This is a genomic window from Streptomyces aurantiacus, from assembly GCF_001418335.1.
Classification (GTDB): Bacteria; Actinomycetota; Actinomycetes; order Streptomycetales; family Streptomycetaceae; genus Streptomyces; species Streptomyces aurantiacus.
On the sequence record NZ_LIPP01000071.1, the window covers coordinates 76,413 to 96,336 of the forward strand.

Genomic DNA, 19,924 nt, shown 5'->3' on the forward strand with positions numbered 1-19,924 from the left:
CGTTAGGTGAGGCGTCGGTACGCGGCGCGGGCGTTGACGATGCGGGCGACGGCGGTCCCGGCGACCGTCGCGGCGAGCAGGCAGGCGAGCCAGGTGGTGTCGCGGTGTCCGGCCCAGGTGAGTTGTCCTGCGGGCGGGATGGCGAAGCCGTTGAGGAACAGCCAGCACAGGGCGGCGGTGCCGGGTGCGGCGGTGAAGCGGGCGCACAGTCCGAGCACGGCGGCGAGGAGGGACAGCGCGATCAGGGCCGTGGTGGGCTGCCCGGGGTCGCCGAGCTGGTTGATGACCGCCACCAGCAGCAAGGCGCCGGTGAAGGCCGCGAACCAGACGAACGGGGTGGCGACGGGCCGGGGAACAGCCCGGACACCTCTGCTCAGCCGCACCCACTCGATCATGCTTGCTCCCTCCTCGTACCCCACTTCTGCGCGGCGCGGGACAGGGCACGCTCCTCCCGGCTCATCGAGCAGGGAGGACCCCCACTCGCCGGGTCCGGGCCGCACTCGAATTCTTCCATCGGGCGGACGCGCGGTGACCCGTACGGTCGGCCAATGATGCCCGTCAGCCCGACAGGCCGCGGAAGGTCGCCAGGAAGGTCTTCAACGCCTGCTGGTTGCCAGGGGTGTCCCAGTCGGCGTCCGGGGTCGTCCAGCGGAGTGAGAAGCCCTCGCCGCCCCCGATGAGGAACCCACGCCCGAAGGTGCGTACGCGCGTGCCCCCGGACTCTTCGACCCACTCCATGTCGGCGGCCTCGCGCCCCTGGTAGGTCGTCGCGCGGATCGCACCCAACCTGTCGTAACCGGCCCCTTCCTGCAACGAGGGTTCGACGACGTCCCGCCACACGGCGACCGGGTCGGAGCCGACACGCGTGCTGTAGGTGACGGCCAGGCTCCGCGGGTCGCCGTCGGCACCGAAGACGACACGGTAGGAACGGTCGTCGGCGCGATCGGTACCGACTCGCTCCCAGGTCTCGGGGAGGGCGACGGCGAAACCCTCCGGCGCCGTGTAGACGCGGAATCCGGCCGGAAGAGCCCCACTGGCGGAGGCCGAAGGCGAAGGCGAACGAGAGGAAGAGGGAGAGGAGGGAGAAGAAGTGGGCGAAGGGGAAGAAGAAGGGGACGCCGTGGGGGCCGCGGCGCCGGGCGCGGACGTACTCGCCTCGTCGCCGCCTCCGTCAGGAAAGAGGGGACCTGTACGAGAAGCTGCCGCGCCGGATACGGAGGAATCGGCGCCGGAACTGTCGCCGGTCGCGGCGAGGGCGGTGACGGTCAGGGCTACGGCCGCGGCCACCGCGGTTGCGATGAGCGTCACACGGCCGAGGTGCTGTCTGCCCCGGACCATGTGCACGAGGCGGTGGACCGAGGACCGCGGCGGTGGAACCGTCGTCCGTACCGTCGCGGAGTCCTCACTACTGACGATGTGGGCGAGGGCATCGCGGACCACGGGCCCGGTGAGCCGTTCACGGGAGTCCTTGCGGAGCAGTCCCTGGATGATCCGGGCGAGTGGACCGGCGCGCCGCGGGCTGCGCGGCGTCTGCCGCACGATCGACTTGAGGGTCGCCTCGGGCCGGCCACGGTCACGGAAGGGCGGGCGTCCCTCGGTCATCGTGTGGAGCAGCGCGCCCAGCGCCCAGAGGTCGGCCGGTGCACCGTAGGACTCGTCCCGGGCCTGTTCCGGCGACGCGTACGCCGGTGCGCCGATCCGTGCCGACGGACCCGCGCCCGCCAGGCCGTAACCGGCCACGGTCACGCCTCCGTGGTCCCGCACGAACACCTGACCGAGGCTCAGTTCGCCATGGACGAGGCCCTCGGCGTGTGCGGACTCCATTACGTCGAGGAGGTCGAGCCCGATGCGGGCGGCCCGTACGTGGTCGAGTGCGCCGTACTGGTCGAGGAACTCTCCCAGAGGCATGCCGTCGATCCATTCGACGACCGTCCACAGACTGCCGGGTTCCTCGACGACGTCGATGACGCTCGCCACGCTCCCCGGCCACCGCAGGCCCATGACCTCGGCGGCGTGCATGATCCGCGCGGCGGTCGGCCCGGCCGGGCCCTGCAGCGGATCGGGCGGCAGGTGCGTCTGCGTCAGCAGCCGGGGACGCGCGTACGCGATGTCCTCGCCGTACCAGCAGACGCAGCTCACTTCGCTGTGGACGACCTCCTGCAGCCGATATCTTCCGGCGACCAACTCATTCGCAGCGGCACCCGCGTTGCCCATGCCCATCCCTCGCTGAAGCCTTGCAGCCTTGCTCCCAGTCACCAGGAATACGCAGTGAGCCATGGCCTGTGTTCAACGGATCCGCGACCGCTGATGTCCGATGTGGCTGTCGGCTACACGTTCGGGGTAGAGGTCGGGTCCGAGTCCGGAACGGGACGGGACGTGAAAGCGGGACGTGCGACCTCCCCAGGCTCCACGTCCCGCTTTCACGACAGGAGCCCACTACCCGGACTCTCCGCCCTTATTCCGCCACTCGGCCCCATGAGGAAGCCCCGCGAGGAACCTTCCAGACCTCATGCCGGATCTCATGCCGGACCGCCGGCCGAAATCCCTGAGCGGCAGATGCGTATGCGGCGGAAGAGGGGGTACATGCGGGCGAGCACAGGGTGAGGGCGGACGGCATGGAATCATTGATCAAGGGCGGAGGCCGTATGGCGCCGCAGAGTGGACGCATAGAGACCACAGTTGCTCTGGAAGGCGATTCGCTCTGCATCGCCGAGGCCCGCCATCTCGCGGCCGACTTCCTCTCGCGGGCCCAGGCCGAACACGGCCTGCCGGTGACGGACCGGATGACGGGGCTGACCCAGCTGGTGGTGAGCGAACTGGTCACCAACGCCCTGAAGTACGCGCCGGGTCCGGTCCTGATCGATCTGCGGATCGCCGACGGGGCGCTGGAAGTGGCCGTCTGGGACAGCGATCCGGTACTGCCGGTGGCCAGGTCCGCGGACCCGGGACGAGTGGGCCAGCACGGCCTGGAGATCGTCATGGCCATATGCGAGACCTTCGAAGTCCGAAGAGAGCCGGTCGGCAAACACGTCACGGCCCGGATCGCCCTGCTCGACGATCCGGGCCTCGATACCCGCTGACAGACGGTCCCGGTTCGGGTCCCGGTTCACAGTTCGACAGGTCGGCGTTCGGCAGATCGTGTCCCGTTCGGCGCGTCAGTCCACGATCACGGCACCGAGCGGCAGCGCTCCGGCCGTCCCCGCGAGCGCACCGCCGAAGTTGCCCTCGACCTCGGCCTTCTCCGCCGCGTCCGGGTAGGGGTTCGTGCACGAGGTCCCCGCACTGGAACCGGACATGAGGCTCGAACACGGGCCGGGCTTACGGTCCGGCAGGCCGAGGATGTGCCCCAGCTCGTGGGCGGAGATACGGATCGTGTCGTAGCCCTGATCGACCGCCTGCCGTCCGATGTAGACGGTTCCGTTGCCCAGCGAGGTGGTCTGGGCGCGGGGCCAGCCGTTGTCCGCCAGAACCCGGATGTTGGCGCGTTGCCCGGACGCGGCGGGCCGCAGTGCGACGGCGTCGACGCTTTCGTTCCAGATCGCGGCGCCTCGGTCCACCGCGGTCCTGAACTCCGCGGAACCGCTCGCGTCATAGGTGACGATCCGTGCGGCGGCGACGTGGTCCGCGCCCGGGGCGGCCACCGCCTGACCGGCCATCAGGGAAAAGGTCACTGCCAGGACGGCGGCGAATCCACTGGTCAGCTTACGGACGTGCATGGTCGACCTCCTTGTGGGGGAAAGGCAGTCGTGCACATGACATGACACACCCTCACTCCCTGCCCAGCAAGGACGAACGCCAATCCGTCGATCCGGTCGGCCGGCGAGCGAGACGGAGCCCGCCCGAAGCCGGCCGTACGGCCCCGGTGTGATGAGATCTCCGGCGGACCGGGTATCCGCGGGTACCCTGCCTCCATGACGCAGGAGCGGCCTCTGGAAACGGGGTCCAGTGACGCCGTCGTGGCTTCGACGAGTGCGGAGATCACCACGACGGACTGCCGCCAGTGCGGTGCCCAGGTGAGCGGGCTCAACAACCGGTACGCCTGCTCGTACTGCGGGTGGGTCAACCACTGGGCGGAAGGCTCCAACACGCTGCCGTCGGCCGAGGACGACCCGGATCACCCCGGCCACTGAAGCCCCGAACTAATGAGCGGGAGCGCGGGAGAGGGGTCCACCGGCCGACTCCCGATGCGCGTGAGACCCACGGTCTATCGTGGATCACATGCACGCTCCCGAGCTGATCCGTATCGTCTCCCGCGACTCGCCCATGGCCCTGGCCCAGGTGGCACGCGTACGCGCCGAACTGGCCGCGCTCCATCCCAGGACGCGCACCGAGGTCGTCCCCGTGAAGACGACCGGCGACAAGTGGCTGGGCGACCTCTCCCAGGTCGAGGGCAAGGGAGCGTTCACCAAGGAGGTCGACGCCGCACTGCTGGCCGGCGAGGCCGACCTGGCGGTGCACTGCGTCAAGGACGTGCCCGCCGACCGGCCGCTCCCGGCGGGCACCATGTTCGCCGCGTTCCTCAAGCGGGACGACATCCGTGACGCCCTCATCCACCCGGACGGGCTGTCCCTCGACGAGCTGCCGGCCGGTACCCGGATCGGCACCTCCTCCGTGCGCCGCGTCGCACAGCTGGCCGCCTCCCGTCCGCACCTGAGGTGCGTGCCGTTCCGCGGCAACGCGAACCGGCGCCTGGAGAAGCTCGCGGCAGGCGAGGCGGACGCGCTGCTGCTCGCGGTCTCCGGTCTGGAGCGCATCGACCGCACCGACGTGATCACCGAGATCCTCTCCCCCGAGACGATGATGCCGCCGATCGGCGCGGGCATCCTCGCCCTCCAGTGCCGCGAGGGCGACACCACGGTCATCGACGCCGTCAGCGCGCTCGGCGACCCGGACACCCACCGCGAGGCCACCGCGGAACGCATGTTCCTGCACGTCCTCCAAGGCCACTGCAACTCACCGATCGCCGGTTACGCCACAGCCGACCGCGGTGGCGAACTGTCCCTGCGCGCCTGCGTGTTCACCCCGGACGGCAAGACCCGGCTCAACGCTCACGAGTGGGCCGGCCGCCTCGACCCGGCCACCCTCGGCACCTCCGTGGCCGTCGCCCTGCTGCGCCAGGGCGCCCGCGACCTGATCGACGCCATCACCCACTGACCGGCCCGGCCCGCCGAAGGCGACCCTCCTCCTTCAAGATGCGATCATTTGCCTAAAAACTTTAGGCAAATGCATAATGGTTCCGACCGAACGGGAGGAACCTCATGGTCCGCGTGGGACTGACGACGGAGCGCCTGGTCCAGGCCGGCGCGGAGCTGGCCGACGAGGTCGGCTTCGATCAGGTGACCGTGTCCGCGCTCGCCAGGCGGTTCGACGTCAAGGTCGCGAGTCTGTACTCGCACCTGAAGAACTCCCAGGACCTCAAGACCGGGATCGCGCTGCTCGCCCTGGAGGAGCTCGCCGACCGGGGAGCCGCCGCCCTGGCCGGACGAGCCGGCAAGGACGCCCTCATCGCCCTGGCGAACGTCTACCGCGACTACGCCGCCGAACATCCCGGCCGCTATGCCGCCGCCCAGCTCAGACTCACCCCGGAGGCGGCGGCCGCCAGCGCCGGGAGCAGGCACTCGCAGATGACGCGGGCCATCCTGCGGGGCTACGACCTGACGGAACCGGACCAGACACACGCGGTCCGGCTGCTCGGCAGCGTCTTCCACGGCTACGTCAGCCTGGAGCTGGCCGGCGGGTTCAGCCACAGCGCCCCCGACTCCCAGGAGACCTGGACCCGGATCCTGGACGGCCTCGACGCCCTCCTGCGGAACTGGCCCGCCCCATAAGGCGCCGGCCAGGCGGTCCCCCGAACACACCGAACGACAAGGCCGAAGCCATGCACACCGAAACCCCGCACACCGAGGACGACTGGATCACCACCCCCATCACCGCGGACCTCCTGCGCGGCGCCCTCGACCTGGAGCGCACCGAGCACGGCGTACTGCCGCACCGGCTGCCCGCCTGGGTCCGCGCCCAGTACGCCGACGGGCAACTGGCCATGGCCGAGTCCCAGCCGTCGGGCGTACGGCTGGTCTTCCGCACCCGGGCCACCACCGTGGAACTGGACACGCTGCCCACCAAGCGGATCTACGTCGGGGCCCCGCCCCGCCCGGACGGCCTGTACGAACTGCTCGTCGACGGGGTTCCTGCCGGCCGGGGCAGTGTGCGGGGCGGCAGGACGCTGACCATCGACATGACCGCCGGGAGCGCCGAGCTGCGGACCGGTCCCGCCGGCACCGTCCGCTTCACCGGGCTGCCCGACGGCGGCGAGGACGGCAAGGACGTCGAGATCTGGCTGCCGCACAACGAGACCACCGAACTCGTCGCCCTGCGCACCGACGCCCCGGTCGAGCCCGCCCCCGACCAGGGGCGCAGGGTGTGGCTGCACCACGGCAGTTCCATCAGCCAGGGCTCGGACGCCGCTGGGCCGACCGCCATCTGGCCCGCCCTCGCCGCCTCCCTCGGCGGCGTGGAGCTGATCAACCTGGGCCTGGGCGGCAGCGCTCTGCTCGACCCGTTCACCGCCCGCGCCCTCCGGGACACCCCGGCCGACCTGATCAGCGTCAAGATCGGCATCAACCTGGTCAACGCCGATGTGATGCGCCTGCGCGCGTTCACCCCCGCCGTCCACGGCTTCCTCGACACCATCAGGGATGGCCGTCCCGACACACCGCTCCTGGTCGTCTCACCGATCCTGTGCCCCATCCACGAGGACACACCCGGCCCGAGCGCCCCGGACCTCACCAACCTCACCGACGGGCAACTGCGGTTCGTGGCCATGGGCGATCCGGCGGAGAAGGCGGCCGGGAAGCTGACTCTGCGCGTCATCCGCGACGAGCTGTCCCGGATCGTGGCGCAGCGGTCGAAAGAGGACCCGAACCTGCACCACCTCGACGGCCTCGGCCTGTACGGCGAGGCCGACTTCGCCGAGCTGCCGCTGCCCGACGCGCTCCACCCAGACACGGCCACCCACCGCCGCATCGGCGAACGTTTCGCCGCACAGGTCTTCGCCGCCGGCGGAGCCTTCGCGCCGCGGAGCGTCACTCAGCCGCCGCCCCGCTGATCGGCTCCGGTCGGGCGGAAGCAGGCCGTCACCATCTTGCCGTGGCGCTGACAGCGCATCCCCCACTCGTCGGCGAGCATCCGTACGATCCCCACCCCTCGGCCGGACATCTCGCCGGCCCCCGGGTCCCGTTGCCGCGGCAGCGTGGGGTCCTCGTCGTGGACGCACACATGGAGGCAGTCGCCGTCCCAGGTCAGTACCAGGTGCGCGTCACTGCGCGCATGGACGTGGGCGTTGGTCAGCAGCTCCGACACGGTCAGGACGACGGCGTCCACCGTGTCCGGCTCGGCCGCGGTCCATGGCAGGGACTCCAGGTGCTCGCGTGTCCACTCCCGCCCCGCGCGCACACCGCCCGCCACCGGGAACGAATGCGCCCAGCCCATCGCCCTGACCCCCACCGACCTGCTCCCGTCCCTGTCGTCCGTACGTTCGTACTCCCGCCGTACCCCCGTGTCACGAACCGGGTACCCGTCGGGCACGTACACAGGCATTTCGCCGTACTTCGGCGTTCAGCCGTCCGACGGGGTGGCGCGGATGGCGGCGATGTCGAACTGGAGGCGGACCTTGTCACTCACCATGGCGCCGCCCTCGGCCAGCCTGGTGTTGTACGTCAGGCCCCACTCGGAGCGGTTGATGGTGGTGGTGCCGTCGAAGCCGACGCGCTCGTAGCCGAACGGGTCGGTGACATAGCCGATGTACGTCAGATCGAGGACGACGGGACGCGTCCGGTTCTTGATGGTGAGGTCGCCGGTCATCCGGTAGAGATCCCTGTCCGCGAGCCGCACGGCGGTACTGAGGAATCGCATGTGCGGGTACGCGGCGGAGTCCAGGAAGTCACGGCCCGCCACGTGGCTGTCGCGCTGGTCCACGCCCGTCTCGACGCTGGCGGTGGACAGCAGGATCTCGGCCCCCGAGCGGGACGGGTCGCGGCCGTCGAAGTAGAGGCGGCTGCGGTAGTCCGTGAACGCGCCCCGCACCGTCGTGACCATGGCATGCCGGACGGAGAAGCCGATCCTGCTGTGCGCGGGATCGATGACCCAGTTCCCGGTCAGCGTTCTCAGGTCGGGTTCGGACCGGCCGCCGTGGGGGACATCGGGCGGGCCGGCGGGCCGTTCCGGTTCGACGAGTGTGGTCGAGCGGCGGGGAGAAGCACCTCGATTAAAAAGATTCATGACTCACCTAGCTATTACGCAATAGATGTTTCCGCAAAGCCGAACCAAGATCCACGAGTTTACCGGATTCATACCCGGCAACTGGCCGACGACCCCCACCCGGCCAATGGGCCACAGAATCCACACACCCGTTACCGAGCCCCCAGAAGGCACTGAGTGCCTGGCCTGAGCCACCGGCACCGAACGCCTCAAAACGACATGAATTCCACGCACAGAAAGGGGCAATATGCGCTGGGCGCCAGAATTGCGCCGATCACGGAAATGCGGTGAAGTCGTGACGGCACGGCACTGCGTGGCAGCGCCGTCAGTAACCGAAGCTCGTCGTGTAGGCGCACTCGGTGTAGATGTAGCCGGACGACAGTTTGGCGGTGTCCGATGCCGGGGTCTTTCCGAGCCCGCTCTTGGATTTGTGCACGAAGTACGTCGTCCCGGCGGGCAGCCGGATGGTCCGCTGCGGGTAGTTCTTGCCGCTGTCGCTGCACGGTTCGAAGTTCAGCCCCACCGTGCTGGCGAGCGAGTAGGAGGTGCAGCTGCCGCAGCCCTTGAGAGTGAAGCTGCCCGTCACCGGTCCCGTGTACAGCACCGTGATGTCGTCGGGGCTGTCGTTCTTGACGGTGACGGAGATGCCGCCGCCGGATGCCGTGGTCGGCAGACGCTTGCCCGCGGCGGGCACGGTCTGGGCGACCTCGGCGGCAATGGCGATCTTCTTGGCGCGGGCCCGGTTCTTGTGCCGCTCGTTGTTCTTGACGAAGTCGTTCATGGTGGTGACGGCTTCGGCGAAGCTCTTGTCCTTGTACTGGTCCACCCCGCAGGCGTACGTACCCGAGGCCGCGCTCCTGTCCGCCCGGTCGGCGTCCTTGCCGAGGGCCTCGCCCAGACCGGCGCGCTCTCCCGGCAGCCCGGCGACCTGGGTGTTGAGGGTCTCCAGTCGCTCGACGGCCGCGCAGGGGTCGTCTCCGCCCACGGCCTTCACGGCCTTGTCGACCGCCGTCCTGACCGACGGTTCCACCTTCGCGCTCTGGTCGGACCGCGGGAAGGTCGACAGGAGCTCGCCGTAGTGCGTGGTCCACTCTCCGGCTCCGCCGGACAGCGACTGCGCGCCGCACTCGTAGAGCGAGGTGGCCAGCCGGTCGTCGGGCCAGGTCGCCAGCGTGCCGAGTTCCTCCTCGCCCATGGTGCGCGGGACCGTGCGGAGGTACTTCAGGGGCTCCACGGCGTCGCAGTAGTTCTGCTGCTCGTAGGCGGAACCTACGGTGGTGTAGTACGACGTGAGCCGGTCGGGGACCCGGTCGGCCGCCCGCGAGCCGGGGTGATCGCTGCGGAGATCGCGGTAGGCGGTCAGGGCCCGGCGGTAGTCGGGCTCCGCCGTCGGGAACGACTGCTTGCCGGCCGTCCGGACCAATGTGTCCGCGCGCTCAAGGCGGTCCAGGAGCATCTGCTCGGTGGCTTCGTCGCGCGCGCCGTCGTACAGGGCGACGCCTCCGGCGGGCACGGCCAGGAGCACGATTCCGAGGACGACGGCGAGCCAGGCCGTCGGCGGCCATGTCAGCCGGGTCCGCAGCCCCACGAGCGCGCCGTGGACGGCCGCGAGGCCGAGGAGGACGAGGTAGGCGACGAGGGCCCCGGTGGAGACTCCGTCCGGGTCGGCGGGCAGGGCCACCAGGAGCAGCACCGCCGTCGCGACCCAGCACGCCGCCATCAGCCACCAGCGGCGCGTCAGCGCGTAGCCGAGGCCGAGCCCGCTGAGGTTCAGCAGCGCGACCCCGGCCGCTCTCCCGCCGTCCGCGGGTGCGGGCGGCGGCGCGGCCGGCATCGGCGGTATGACGAACCCGTCACGGAAGTCATTGTGGTCCCAGGACATGACGGCTCCCCCAGTCAATCACGCCCGAAGTTCTATGACTTGTCAGCGTACGGTCAGCCGTTCGGGGGCGGCAAGGGGATACGCCATTCTCTCGGTTGCCGGCGGGCCTCGGCACCGACCACTGCCAACACCGGTCCGGTCAGCAACAGTTGCCGTCAGCGGCCCCGGCCGTGCCGGGAACGGCGCCGGAAACCGCATCAGGGCGCAGCCGGCAGAAGCACGACGCCTCGATCGGTACGTCCGCCACGGCGGCGGCGATCTTCAGCTGCTGGGCCACGATCTCCGCCTCCCCCGTCCTGCCCAGCCGGACGAGGCACTCGTGGAACCCGTGCAGGGCCCAGACGTTGCCGGGATGGTGCGAGGCGCGGGGAAGCGAGTCGTCGAGCCCCAGATCGGCGCGGTAGACCGCTTCCGCCTCGGCGACGCGACCCTGTTCGAGAAGCAGGGCGCCGTACGCGTGCCGGGTGGGCTGCATCCATCCCCAGGGCTCGTCGTAGGGAAGGCTGTCGTCCAGTTCGACCGACCGTTCCAGGGCGGCGAAGGCGGCCTCGTGATCGCCCTTGCGGTACTCCAGTTCGCCGTCGAGCATCGCCGACGCGACCGCGAGGATGTCGGCGCAGGTGTTGTTGAACAGCATCCGGGTCTCCGGGACCCGGGTGACCGCCTCCCTGAACAGCGCGCGCTCGCTCTCGGCCTCGGCGATCCTGCCGGTGGCCGAGTACGCGACGCCGCGGGCGTAGTGGAGCATCGCGGTCGTCACGCGGTACAGCCGCGGATCGGCGGGCGGGGCCAGCCGCAGGATGTCGGCCCAGCGGCCGAACCGGATCAGGACGTGGACCCGCATGGCGAGGAAGCCTTCGAGCCAGTCCGCCATGGGCGGGCTCTCGACCCGCAGCAGTTCCTCCGGGACGGACGCCTCAAGCCGGGCGGCGGTCTCCAGGGCGGTCCTCGACTGTCCGAGGAACATCGCGCCGTAGATCCTGAAGTGGTAGTTGTGCGTCCGGTACAGCGTGTAGAAGTTCATCGCCCCGGACCGCGCGAGGTACTTCTCGTCGGCGGCGATCGCCGCGCCGTTGTCGGCCACGACGCGCCGGTAGTCGCCGCAGAGCACGTCCAGGTGCGTGGGCATGTGCTGGAGATGGCCGGCGTCGGGGACCAAGCCGCGCAGCCGGTCCGCGGCGGGCAGCGCGGTCTCGGGGACCGGGGACATCTCCATCAGGTGGATGTACATATGCAGCAGCCCCGGGTGCCGTGCCCCGGCCTCGCCGGCGATCGCCCGCTCCAGGACCGCCCTGGCCACCGCGGTACGCGCGCCGTCGGCCGGCTCACCCGTGCGCAGGTCCCACAGCGCCCAGGGGGTGAGGTTCATCAGCGCGTCGGCGTAGAGCGTGGCCACGTCCAGGTCGTCCGGGGCGAGTTCGTACACGGCGCGCATGCTGTCGGCGTACGCCTCGTTCCACACCGAGCAGTCCTCGACGGCCTTCGCCTGCGGATAGCGGGCACGCAGCGCACCGATCAGGGCCTGCTCGACGGGGGTGGCGCCGGCCGCCTTCCGCTGCGCGAGCTCCACGGCGGCGTGCGTGCGGTCGACGGTACGGGCCAGGTCCTCGCCGTCGAAGAACTCCCAGGGTTTGTTGTAGTTCGGGCCGAGGGCGTAGGCGATACCCCAGTGGGCCATGGCGCAGTCGGGGTCCGCCGCCGCGGCGGCCTCGAAGCAGGCGACGGCCTCCTCGTGATGGAAGGCGTACGACCAGACCAGGCCGCGGTCGAACCAGAGCTGGGCCCGGGGGGACGACGTCGTCACGGTGCGACCGTGCGTGCCGAGGTCGTAGTAGTCCGCGTGGTCCATTCGCCGCTCCTGCACGTGTATGGCCGGCGGGGGCGAACCGCCGGCCTGCCCGACCGGGCATCCCGTCGCGTCGACCCGCCCCGCACACCCGGCGCCTCGATTCCCTCCGGGGCCAACGCCCTTGGCGGGTTTGCGGCTCCGAGCGTAGAGGTGATGCGCGCGCAGGTGTCCCGCGTTCACCTCTTCAGGGCATCCGCTCCATGCGGTTGACGAACGCCCGGCGGTGCTCGCGGACGACCGGTGATATCGCCGATGGCCGCACCCCGTCCATGGGCCGACAGTGGCATGGCCGGCCACCGGTCGGCGCCGTCGGCAGAGCTTCCGGACGTGGCACTCGGATCCTCCGTATGCCGCGTCCGGTCCGGCGGTACGTCATGACCGAGAGGACGACTTCGTCGTGCAGCAGCACTCGCAGAACAGCTCGCTCATCGCCGGGACGGTCCCACCCGAGTCCGCCGGCCATCGCCCGCGCCGCCGCGATGGGCGCGGTGGGTGGGCCGCGAAGCGGATCACCGGCGCCCTCGCGGCGCTCACCACCGTCGTGGGCCTCAGCTCGCTGGCGAGTCCCGGGGCACATGCCGCGGACAACCCCTACGAGCGCGGCCCCGCCCCCACCACGTCCAGCATCGAGGCGGCCCGCGGTTCCTACAGCGTGTCCCAGACGACCGTCTCGTCGCTGGCGGTCACCGGTTTCGGCGGCGGCACCGTCTACTACCCGACGAGCACCGCCGACGGGACGTTCGGCGCCGTGGTGATCTCGCCCGGGTACACCGGCACCCAGTCCTCCATCTCGTGGCTGGGCGCACGGCTGGCGTCCCAGGGATTCGCCGTCTTCACCATCGACACCCTGACGACCCTGGACCAGCCCGACTCGCGCGGCCGGCAACTGCTGGCGGCGCTGGACTACCTCACCGAGCGCAGCAGCGTACGCACCCGGGTCGACGGCAGCCGGCTCGCGGTGATGGGGCACTCGATGGGCGGCGGCGGCAGTCTGGAGGCCGCGAAGAGCCGCCCGTCCCTCCAGGCGGCGATTCCGCTGACTCCCTGGAACACCGACAAGTCCTGGCCCGAGGTCAGCACACCCACCCTGATCGTCGGAGCGGACGGCGACACGATCGCGCCCGTCGCCTCGCACGCCGAGCCGTTCTACGGAAGCCTGCCGTCGTCCACCGACAAGGCCTACCTGGAACTCAACAACGCGACGCACTTCACGCCGAACTCGTCCGACACGACGATCGCGAAGTACAGCATTTCGTGGCTCAAGCGGTTCGTGGACAACGACACCCGCTACGAGCAGTTCCTCTGCCCGCTGCCGCGGCCGAGCCTGACCATCGAGGAGTACCGGGGCAACTGCCCCCACACCTCGTGAGGTCTGTGTGAGGTCTTCGTGAGGCCGGCACCCCAGGAGCAGCCGGTGGGCGGGCGCGTGGGGAACGCGGCCGCCCACCGGCGCTGTGCGGACGCACAGAACCGCGGCGACGTCGCTGGGCAGGGGTACACGGCTACAGGCAAGGGAGTGCCCGGGCGAAGCCGTATCGGCGCAGGTGAAAGTGGGAGACCGCGCGGCGGGAGGCGCCGGACGAACTGCTTCCGCTTCTCGTCGCCCGCAGGTAACGTCCCCGGGATGACCGGACGGACGAACGCTCCCCAGTCTCCCCCACTGCACGCCCGAGGCTTGCCCCACCACACGGCACAAGCCTCTCCCCCACCGCACGGCGACAGCACTCCCCCGCTGCACGGCCGAAGCGCGGAACTCGTGGAACTCGCGGCGCTGACGGCCCTGTCGGACCGGCCCGGTGCGAACGCCCCGGTGCTCGTGCTCGCGGGCGATCCGGGCCTCGGCCGTACCGCGCTGACCGAATGGGCGGTCCGCTCGTTCGATGCCGGACCCGTGCTGCACGTGCGGGCCGACCGCGCGGAGTCCCGGCTCCCCGGCGGCGGGATGCACGCGTTGCGGTGCGCCGCGGACGCTCTGCCTGGCGGAGGAGCCGTCGGTGTCCCGGACTCCGGGACGACACCCGAGTGGCTGCTCCGGCTGCTGACCGCGACCGCCGCGGGCTCGCCCCTGCTGGTGTGTGTCGACGACGCGCACCTGTGGGACGCTCCCTCGCGGGCCGCCCTGGGCTTCGCCGCCCGGCGCCTGCACCCGGCCGGGCCGGTGCGACTGCTCCTCACGGTCGCCGGGCGGCACACGGCCGACCCGGACTTCGCCGCGCTGCCCGTCCGCACGCTCGCGCCACTGCCCCCGTACGCCGCTGACGTGCTCCTCGACGACACTGTGCGCGGGCCCGTCGCCCCGGCCGTCCGCAGAGACCTGCTGGAGGAGGCCGAGGGCAACCCGGCCCTCTTGCGCGCCCTGGTGGCCCGGCTGTCGCCCGCCGAGCTGGCCGGTGAGCAGCCGCTGCCCTGGCCGTTGGCCGATGCCGAGACCCTGCGGAGTGTGGCCGGCGCGCACGTGGCGGGGCTGTCCGCCGGCGCGGGCGAACTCCTCCTACTGGTGGCGGCCGCACACGTACCCGACCCCGAGGGTCCGGGAGCCGACGCCGAACTGGTCCACGCAGCGGTCGCACGGCTCGAAGGCGCGCGGGCCGTACTCGCCCTGGACCGCGTCCCGGACGCCCTCGTGCTGTCCGACGGCCGGTACCGCTTCACCAGCCCCGTGCTCCGCAGAGCCGTGCACGAATGCGCCGGCCCCGGCCGAAGACGCGCCGCCCACCGGGCGCTCGCCTCCGTACTGGCGGACGAGGGTCACGGGCTCGTCGCGCTGCTCCACCGGGCCTGGTCGATCGCCGGGTACGCCCCGCCGACGGCGGATCAGCTGGCCGCCGCGGCGGCCGACCCGTGCGTCACCGCCTCCCACGGGCAGCGGTCGGCGGCGTACGCGCGGGCCGCGGAGCTGACGGCGGACGCCCGCGAGCGGGCGGAGCACCGGACCGCGGCGGCCGAGCAGGCGCTGCTCGCGGGCCACGCACGGACGGCCCGCCGGCTGATCGGCGGGGCCCACGACAGCGCCCTGCCCGCCGCGGTGGAAGGCCGTTCCGCTTGGGTGCGGGGCGTCCTGGCCCTGCGCGACGGACCCGCCGCCGACGCCTGCGAGGCCCTGCTGCTGGCCCGGTCCCTGCTCGCGGCCCACGATCCGGACCGCGCCCTGCTCGCGGGCCTCGCCGCCGCGGAGGCCGCCTGGGCCACCGGCGATGCCGTCGCCTGTCTGCGGGCCCTGAACGCGGCGGACCGTACGGTCGTGCCCGTCCGCGCGGTCACGGAGCGGGCGCCCGCCCTTGCGGCCCCGGCGCCGGAGCTGCCGCGGGACTACTTGCGGGGCATGCGGGCGATGCTGGAGCGGGACTTCGGCCGGGCGATCCCGTCGCTGCGCCGCGTGGTCGAGCACGCCTGGCAGGAGGACGGGCCGGAGCGGCTGCTGTGGTCCGGCGCGGCGGCCCTCCTCCTGGGAGACGTGCACGCCGCCTGCCGGATCGGCGCACGGACGCTGGCGGCGGCCCGGTCCCGGGGACCGGAGGCAGCCGTGCCGCGGGCCCTGGAGCTGCTGGCCTACGCGGAGTTGCGGACGGGGCAGCACGCGCGGGCCCGGGCGCACGCCGAAGAGGGGCTGCGCGCCGCGCACCGGTACGGGCAGAGCAACGTGGCGGCCCGCCACCACGCGGTGCTGGCCCTGGCGGCGTCGATCGCGGACGAGCCGACCCTGGTCGCACACCATGCGGACGCCGCGCTGACGACCGCGCGGCGCCACGGACTCCGGCAGGCCGCGGCGCTCGCCGAATGGGCTGCCGGTCGCGCCGAACTGGGGCGAGGACGCCCCTTCGAGGCAGCCGCGCGGCTCGGCCCGCTGGTCCGTCCGGGCCCGGACGGCGGCCACTTCGCCGTACGCATGCTGGCCGTGCCCTGCTATGTGGAGGCCGCGGTGCTCGCCGGGCAGCGGGACGACGCGCGCGCCGTCGTCGAGGAGTTCGCCCTGTGGGCACGCTTCGGCGCCGACGTGCAGGCACCCGCCCAGCTCGCCCGGTGCCGGGCGCTGGTGGCCGACGCGGACCACGCCGACACGTTGTACGAGGACGCTCTTCTTCTGCACGCGCGCGTGGGCGGTGACTTCGAGCAGGCGCGTACCCGGCTGCTGTACGGCAAGTGGCTGCGCAGGCGCCGCAGACTCCGCGAGGCGCGCGGCTGTCTGCGGGACGCGCTGGTCGCCTTCGAGCGCTGCGGCGCCCGCATCTGGGCGGACCAGGCGCGGGCCGAACTGCGGGCGAACGGCGCGGCTCCGGCCGTGGCGAGCTCCGCGGCGCTGGCCGGCCTCACCCCGCAGCAGCTGCGGATCGCGCGGTGTGTGGCCGAGGGCGCCACGAACCGGGAGGTGGCCCTGCACCTGTCCGTCAGCCCCCGCACGGTCGACTACCACCTGCGGAAGGTCTTCGCCGTGCTCGGGGTGCGCTCGCGCGTCGAGCTGTCCCGGATGGTCGAGCAGGCGGAGAAGAACGGCGCCCAGCTCTGAAAGAAATCCCGCTCAGAACTCGCGGTCGATGCCGGTCACGAAGGGCGGGCCCAGTGGGGCGTCCCTCTCGGGGAAGCCGCTGTCGCGCAGGGCGCGGGAGACCAGTTGGACCGCCTCGTTCTCGGCGCCGGCCCGGTCCGCCGCCTCGACCTCGACCCTGGCGGAGAACATGCCGCCCTCCTCGACCGACAGCAGGCTCAGCTCCTCGCTCTCGCCCAGGTCCGTGTTCTTCGGGTCCCGGGAGCGGAGCCTGCGCTCGATGTCGGAGCGCGCGGCGTCCGGGACGCCGTTGACGAAGGTGCCGGGGACGGTGATGACGTACGTGGTCATGTGGACTCCCTACGAGAACGTGCCGAGGCGCCGAGGGCCGTACGAGCCGGTCGTGGCGAAGTCGGAACGGTGTCCTGATCCCATGTGGTCCGCTTCCCTCGGCAGCGCCCCGTTCGGTGACCCGCTCAGTGGTCCATTCAGTGATCCGCTCCGTGTTCGGCTCCTCCCGGCCGTGCTCCGCTTCCCGGCTCACGGGCGACCCAGTTCCACGTTCCCCTCCTGCGGCGGGACATGCGGATCGACCGGTGCGGCAGCCGGTCGGGCCCCTTGACCAGCTTCTTCCGCCGCCTCTTCCACCGTCTCTTCCACCGCGACACGGGGACCACGCCGCCTTGGGCGGACGTACCGGGAAAACAGAGGTCGTCACCGGACGAGCACACTTTGCCCAGCCCCCGGTAGCCTCGTCGAATTCATGCGCGCAATGCTTCTCCCGGGTGCAGGCAGAGGGCCTCGTGGCGCATTCTTGCTGTGTCAGCCACCCGGGCGGCGCACGGACGAGGTAGGGCCGATGACTGGCAGAGCCGAGCACGAGACCCGGGCCCCCGGACGCCTGGACGCGCTGCTCACCGAGACCACGACGGAGGCGATCAGCGCGGCCGGCGGCTTCGCGGCAGGCGTGTACCTGCGCTCCGGCACGCCGGGGCTGTTACGGCTCGCCGTGCTCTCGGGACTGCCCGGACCCTTGTTCCGCCCCTGGTGGCGCCTGCACGTGGACCGCAGGTTCCCGGTGGCCGACGCCTACCGGCTGGGCGTCCAGGTGGTCCTCCCGGACGCCACGGAGACGATGCGCCGCTATCCCCAGTTCGCGGCGGGCCTGCCCTTCCAGTTCGGCTCCCTGTACGTGCCCGTCGTGGGCAGGTCGACGACGTACGGCGTACTGACCATTCTGCGTCCCGCGGCGTCCGACACCGCCGAGGTCCTGCCCGACCGTGACCGCATGGCGCAGCTGGCCGAGGACCTGGGACAGTCCCTGTGGGACCTGGCGGAGGACGGCGGTCCGGACATCGCCTGGGACGGCGAACCGCTCTGCGTACGGCCACCGGCGGCCCAGCCTCCCGCCGGTCTCATCGGCCGCTTCACCTGGGACCCGGCGTCCGACGTCGTGACCGCGGACAACCATCTGCGTGCCCTGCTCGGCGTGGCGCCGGGCAGCACCGCGGACACCCCGCAGGCGCTCGCGGACACCGTGGCCGCCGCCGACGCCCAGCAGATCCTGGCCGCCCTACGGGAGACGGCCGCGGGACGGCCGCCGTCCCTTCCCCTGCCGGTGCACACGGCCGACGGCGGCCTGCGGCTGCTGGAGCTCTGGAACCCGCAGGACGACACGGCCCCCGCGACGGGACCGCGTGCCGTCCGGGGCATCGTGCTCGATCCGGGCATCGGTTCGGCGGCCGACGGAGCGGCCGACCTGCTTCCCGAGGGCGTGTTCTGCCTCGACCGGCTGGGCCTGATCGTCTACGCGAACGAACAGGCCGCCAGGCTCCTGGGACGACCGCGGACACGGCTGCTGGGCCGCCCCCTGGGCGAGGAGGTGCCCTGGCTGGAACGATCCGCCTACGAGGACCATCTGCGCGAGGCCCTGCTGTCCGCGGAACCGGTGCACTTCCACGTCGTACGGCCTCTTCGCCACGGTGCGGAGCCTCCCCCCGAGCCGTGCGGGAGCGGTGACTGGCTGGCCCTCTCCGTCTATCCCGGACCCGACATCCTGACCTGCACCGTCGTGCCCGCGAACCGGATGGCCGGCCCGGCCGCCGACCTCGCGCCCCCGCCCGAGGGGGCGCCGGTGGCCGGTATGCCCCTGCCCGACGGATCGGCCGGATCGGCCGGATCGGCTGCCGAAGTCACCTCCATGGCTCCGCTGTACCGGCCGATCGTCCTCGCGATCGCGCTGACCGAGGCGGTCACCGCGCGCCAGGTGTCCGCGGTGGTGATGCAGGAGCTGCTGCCGGCCTTCGGCGGGGGCCGGCTCGCCATCTACCTGCTGCAGGACCGGCACCTCTACCTGGCCTGGGAGACGGGCTTTCCCCAGGGGTTCCTCGCGCCGTTCGAAGGGGTCGGCCTCGACGCGCGGCTGCCCGGCGTCGAGACCCTCACCAACGGCCACCCGATCTTCTTCGAGTCGATGCAGCAGCTCGCGGCCACCTATCCGGGCATCCCCCTCGACGCCACGGAGGGCTCCCGGGTCTTCCTGCCGCTGATCGCCTCCGGGCGTCCGGTCGGCTCCTGCATCCTGGGCTTCGACCGTCCCCGCGACTTCAGCACCGAGGAACGTACGGTGCTCACCGCCCTCGCCGGGCTGATCGCCCACGCCATGGAGAAGGCACGCCGCTACGACACCGAGGCCGCGCTCGCCCGAGGCCTGCAGCAGGCACTGCTTCCCCGGCGCCTGTCCGCCCATCCGCGGATGGAGACCGTCGGACGCTATCTGCCGGGCACCCAGGGCATGGACGTGGGAGGCGACTGGTACGACGTCGTCGAGGCGGGGGACGGTCTCGCGCTGGTCATCGGGGACGTCCAGGGGCACGGTGTCCAGGCAGCCGCGACGATGGGGCAACTGCGCAGTGCGGTACGGGCCTTCGCACTCGGTGACCGGCCGCCCGACGAGGTCATGAGCGGCACCAACCATCTCCTGATCGACCTCGACCCCGGTCTGTTCGCCAGTTGCTGCTACATCCGGCTGGATCCGCTGACCGGTCTGGCCCGGGTGGCGCGGGCCGGTCATCCGCCGCCGATCCTGCGCCGCCCGGACGGCCGTACGCACGTCCTGGACATCCCGGGCGGTGTCGTACTCGGGGTGGATCCGGGGGCCCACTACCCGGTGACGGAGCTGCAGCTGGACCCCGGCGCGATCCTCGCCCTCTACACGGACGGCCTGGTCGAGCGGCCGGGCATCGACATCGACGTGGGCATCACCGCACTGCGCGTCGCCCTGGCCCGGGCCGGTTCCCCCGCCGGCCGCCCCGGGAGCCGGTCGCTCGCGGGGGTCGCCGACCGGCTCACCGCGAAGGCCAGGCATGTGGCCGACCGCCCCGACGACATAGCGCTCCTGCTCGCCACACGTCGCCCGGAGCCCGGCCCGCCCGGCCCCCACCACTGAGGCGAC

General features: G+C 71.8%; 16 protein-coding genes. 8 read left to right on the forward strand and 8 right to left on the reverse strand.

Features of this window, described 5'->3' with window-relative positions:
• Positions 1–2: 2 nt before the first annotated feature.
• A complete protein-coding gene (locus AOK01_RS10740; RefSeq protein WP_055510713.1) occupies positions 3–395 on the reverse strand; it encodes a hypothetical protein in 393 nt (130 codons plus the stop codon).
• 163 nt (positions 396–558) lie between these two features.
• Positions 559–2,214: a serine/threonine-protein kinase gene (locus AOK01_RS10745; RefSeq protein WP_055510782.1), complete on the reverse strand. Its 1,656-nt coding sequence runs from the start codon at positions 2,212–2,214 to the stop codon at positions 559–561.
• 401 nt (positions 2,215–2,615) lie between these two features.
• Between AOK01_RS10745 and AOK01_RS10750 the strand changes: the two genes are divergently transcribed.
• Positions 2,616–3,080 (forward strand): ATP-binding protein, encoded by a 465-nt coding sequence (locus AOK01_RS10750; RefSeq protein WP_055510714.1) that lies wholly within the window; start codon positions 2,616–2,618, stop codon positions 3,078–3,080.
• 75 nt (positions 3,081–3,155) lie between these two features.
• Here AOK01_RS10750 and AOK01_RS10755 read toward each other — a convergent pair whose 3' ends face one another.
• Positions 3,156–3,716: a snapalysin family zinc-dependent metalloprotease gene (locus AOK01_RS10755; RefSeq protein WP_055510715.1), complete on the reverse strand. Its 561-nt coding sequence runs from the start codon at positions 3,714–3,716 to the stop codon at positions 3,156–3,158.
• 195 nt (positions 3,717–3,911) lie between these two features.
• On the opposite strand from AOK01_RS10755, the gene AOK01_RS43500 reads away from it, so the two are divergent.
• The 4 genes from AOK01_RS43500 (at position 3,912) to AOK01_RS10775 (ending at position 7,105) form a co-directional block, all read left to right on the forward strand.
• Entirely contained in the window at positions 3,912–4,130 is a 219-nt protein-coding gene (locus AOK01_RS43500; protein WP_055510716.1) for a hypothetical protein, read from the forward strand.
• An 88-nt stretch (positions 4,131–4,218) separates the two neighbouring features.
• A complete protein-coding gene (gene hemC, locus AOK01_RS10765) occupies positions 4,219–5,154 on the forward strand; it encodes a hydroxymethylbilane synthase (RefSeq protein ID WP_055510717.1) in 936 nt (311 codons plus the stop codon).
• Positions 5,155–5,258: 104 nt separating this feature from the next.
• Positions 5,259–5,828 carry a TetR/AcrR family transcriptional regulator gene (locus AOK01_RS10770; RefSeq protein WP_055510718.1) on the forward strand — a complete coding sequence of 190 codons (570 nt, stop codon included), beginning with the start codon at positions 5,259–5,261 and terminating at the stop codon, positions 5,826–5,828.
• 50 nt (positions 5,829–5,878) lie between these two features.
• Complete coding sequence (locus AOK01_RS10775; RefSeq protein ID WP_055510719.1) at positions 5,879–7,105, forward strand: GDSL-type esterase/lipase family protein; 1,227 nt, start codon at positions 5,879–5,881, stop codon at positions 7,103–7,105.
• On the opposite strand, the gene AOK01_RS10780 is transcribed toward AOK01_RS10775, so the two are convergent.
• From AOK01_RS10780 to AOK01_RS10795, 4 genes are all read right to left on the reverse strand, one after another.
• Entirely contained in the window at positions 7,087–7,503 is a 417-nt protein-coding gene (locus AOK01_RS10780; protein WP_079103326.1) for an ATP-binding protein, read from the reverse strand. The two genes, AOK01_RS10775 and AOK01_RS10780, sit on opposite strands and share 19 nt — an antisense overlap.
• 111 nt (positions 7,504–7,614) lie before the next feature.
• Positions 7,615–8,277 carry a YceI family protein gene (locus AOK01_RS10785; RefSeq protein ID WP_055510720.1) on the reverse strand — a complete coding sequence of 221 codons (663 nt, stop codon included), beginning with the start codon at positions 8,275–8,277 and terminating at the stop codon, positions 7,615–7,617.
• A 304-nt stretch (positions 8,278–8,581) separates the two neighbouring features.
• Positions 8,582–10,138 (reverse strand): hypothetical protein, encoded by a 1,557-nt coding sequence (locus AOK01_RS10790; protein WP_055510721.1) that lies wholly within the window; start codon positions 10,136–10,138, stop codon positions 8,582–8,584.
• Between the two features lie 139 nt (positions 10,139–10,277).
• The gene (locus AOK01_RS10795) at positions 10,278–11,987 is read right to left on the reverse strand and encodes a hypothetical protein (RefSeq protein ID WP_055510722.1); all 1,710 of its coding nucleotides are present in this window, start codon (positions 11,985–11,987) and stop codon (positions 10,278–10,280) included.
• Between the two features lie 508 nt (positions 11,988–12,495).
• Here AOK01_RS10795 and bdeA point away from each other — a divergent pair.
• On the forward strand, positions 12,496–13,356 hold the full coding sequence (gene bdeA / locus AOK01_RS10800) for a bis(hydroxyethyl) terephthalate hydrolase (RefSeq protein WP_055510784.1): 861 nt from the start codon (positions 12,496–12,498) through the stop codon (positions 13,354–13,356).
• A 306-nt stretch (positions 13,357–13,662) separates the two neighbouring features.
• Positions 13,663–16,491, forward strand: coding sequence for a helix-turn-helix transcriptional regulator (locus AOK01_RS10805; protein ID WP_245702201.1), 2,829 nt, complete (start codon positions 13,663–13,665; stop codon positions 16,489–16,491).
• 12 nt (positions 16,492–16,503) lie between these two features.
• Here AOK01_RS10805 and AOK01_RS10810 read toward each other — a convergent pair whose 3' ends face one another.
• Positions 16,504–16,821, reverse strand: coding sequence for a hypothetical protein (locus AOK01_RS10810; RefSeq protein ID WP_055510723.1), 318 nt, complete (start codon positions 16,819–16,821; stop codon positions 16,504–16,506).
• Positions 16,822–17,329: 508 nt separating this feature from the next.
• Here AOK01_RS10810 and AOK01_RS10815 point away from each other — a divergent pair.
• The gene (locus tag AOK01_RS10815) at positions 17,330–19,918 is read left to right on the forward strand and encodes a SpoIIE family protein phosphatase (protein WP_055510724.1); all 2,589 of its coding nucleotides are present in this window, start codon (positions 17,330–17,332) and stop codon (positions 19,916–19,918) included.
• Positions 19,919–19,924: the final 6 nt, after the last annotated feature.

Excerpts from the sequence above, each read along its gene's own strand:
- AOK01_RS43500 (WP_055510716.1), top strand. The coding sequence starts at position 3,912 with ATGACGCAGGAGCGGCCTCTGGAAACGGGGTCCAGTGACGCCGTCGTG.
- AOK01_RS10785 (WP_055510720.1), bottom strand. The coding sequence starts at position 8,277 with ATGAATCTTTTTAATCGAGGTGCTTCTCCCCGCCGCTCGACCACACTC.
- hemC (WP_055510717.1), top strand. The coding sequence starts at position 4,219 with ATGCACGCTCCCGAGCTGATCCGTATCGTCTCCCGCGACTCGCCCATG.
- AOK01_RS10750 (WP_055510714.1), top strand. The coding sequence starts at position 2,616 with ATGGAATCATTGATCAAGGGCGGAGGCCGTATGGCGCCGCAGAGTGGA.
- AOK01_RS10775 (WP_055510719.1), top strand. The coding sequence starts at position 5,879 with ATGCACACCGAAACCCCGCACACCGAGGACGACTGGATCACCACCCCC.
- AOK01_RS10745 (WP_055510782.1), bottom strand. The coding sequence starts at position 2,214 with ATGGGCAACGCGGGTGCCGCTGCGAATGAGTTGGTCGCCGGAAGATAT.
- AOK01_RS10795 (WP_055510722.1), bottom strand. The coding sequence starts at position 11,987 with ATGGACCACGCGGACTACTACGACCTCGGCACGCACGGTCGCACCGTG.
- AOK01_RS10740 (WP_055510713.1), bottom strand. The coding sequence starts at position 395 with ATGATCGAGTGGGTGCGGCTGAGCAGAGGTGTCCGGGCTGTTCCCCGG.
- AOK01_RS10810 (WP_055510723.1), bottom strand. The coding sequence starts at position 16,821 with ATGACCACGTACGTCATCACCGTCCCCGGCACCTTCGTCAACGGCGTC.
- AOK01_RS10755 (WP_055510715.1), bottom strand. The coding sequence starts at position 3,716 with ATGCACGTCCGTAAGCTGACCAGTGGATTCGCCGCCGTCCTGGCAGTG.
- AOK01_RS10770 (WP_055510718.1), top strand. The coding sequence starts at position 5,259 with ATGGTCCGCGTGGGACTGACGACGGAGCGCCTGGTCCAGGCCGGCGCG.
- AOK01_RS10815 (WP_055510724.1), top strand. The coding sequence starts at position 17,330 with ATGACTGGCAGAGCCGAGCACGAGACCCGGGCCCCCGGACGCCTGGAC.
- AOK01_RS10790 (WP_055510721.1), bottom strand. The coding sequence starts at position 10,138 with ATGTCCTGGGACCACAATGACTTCCGTGACGGGTTCGTCATACCGCCG.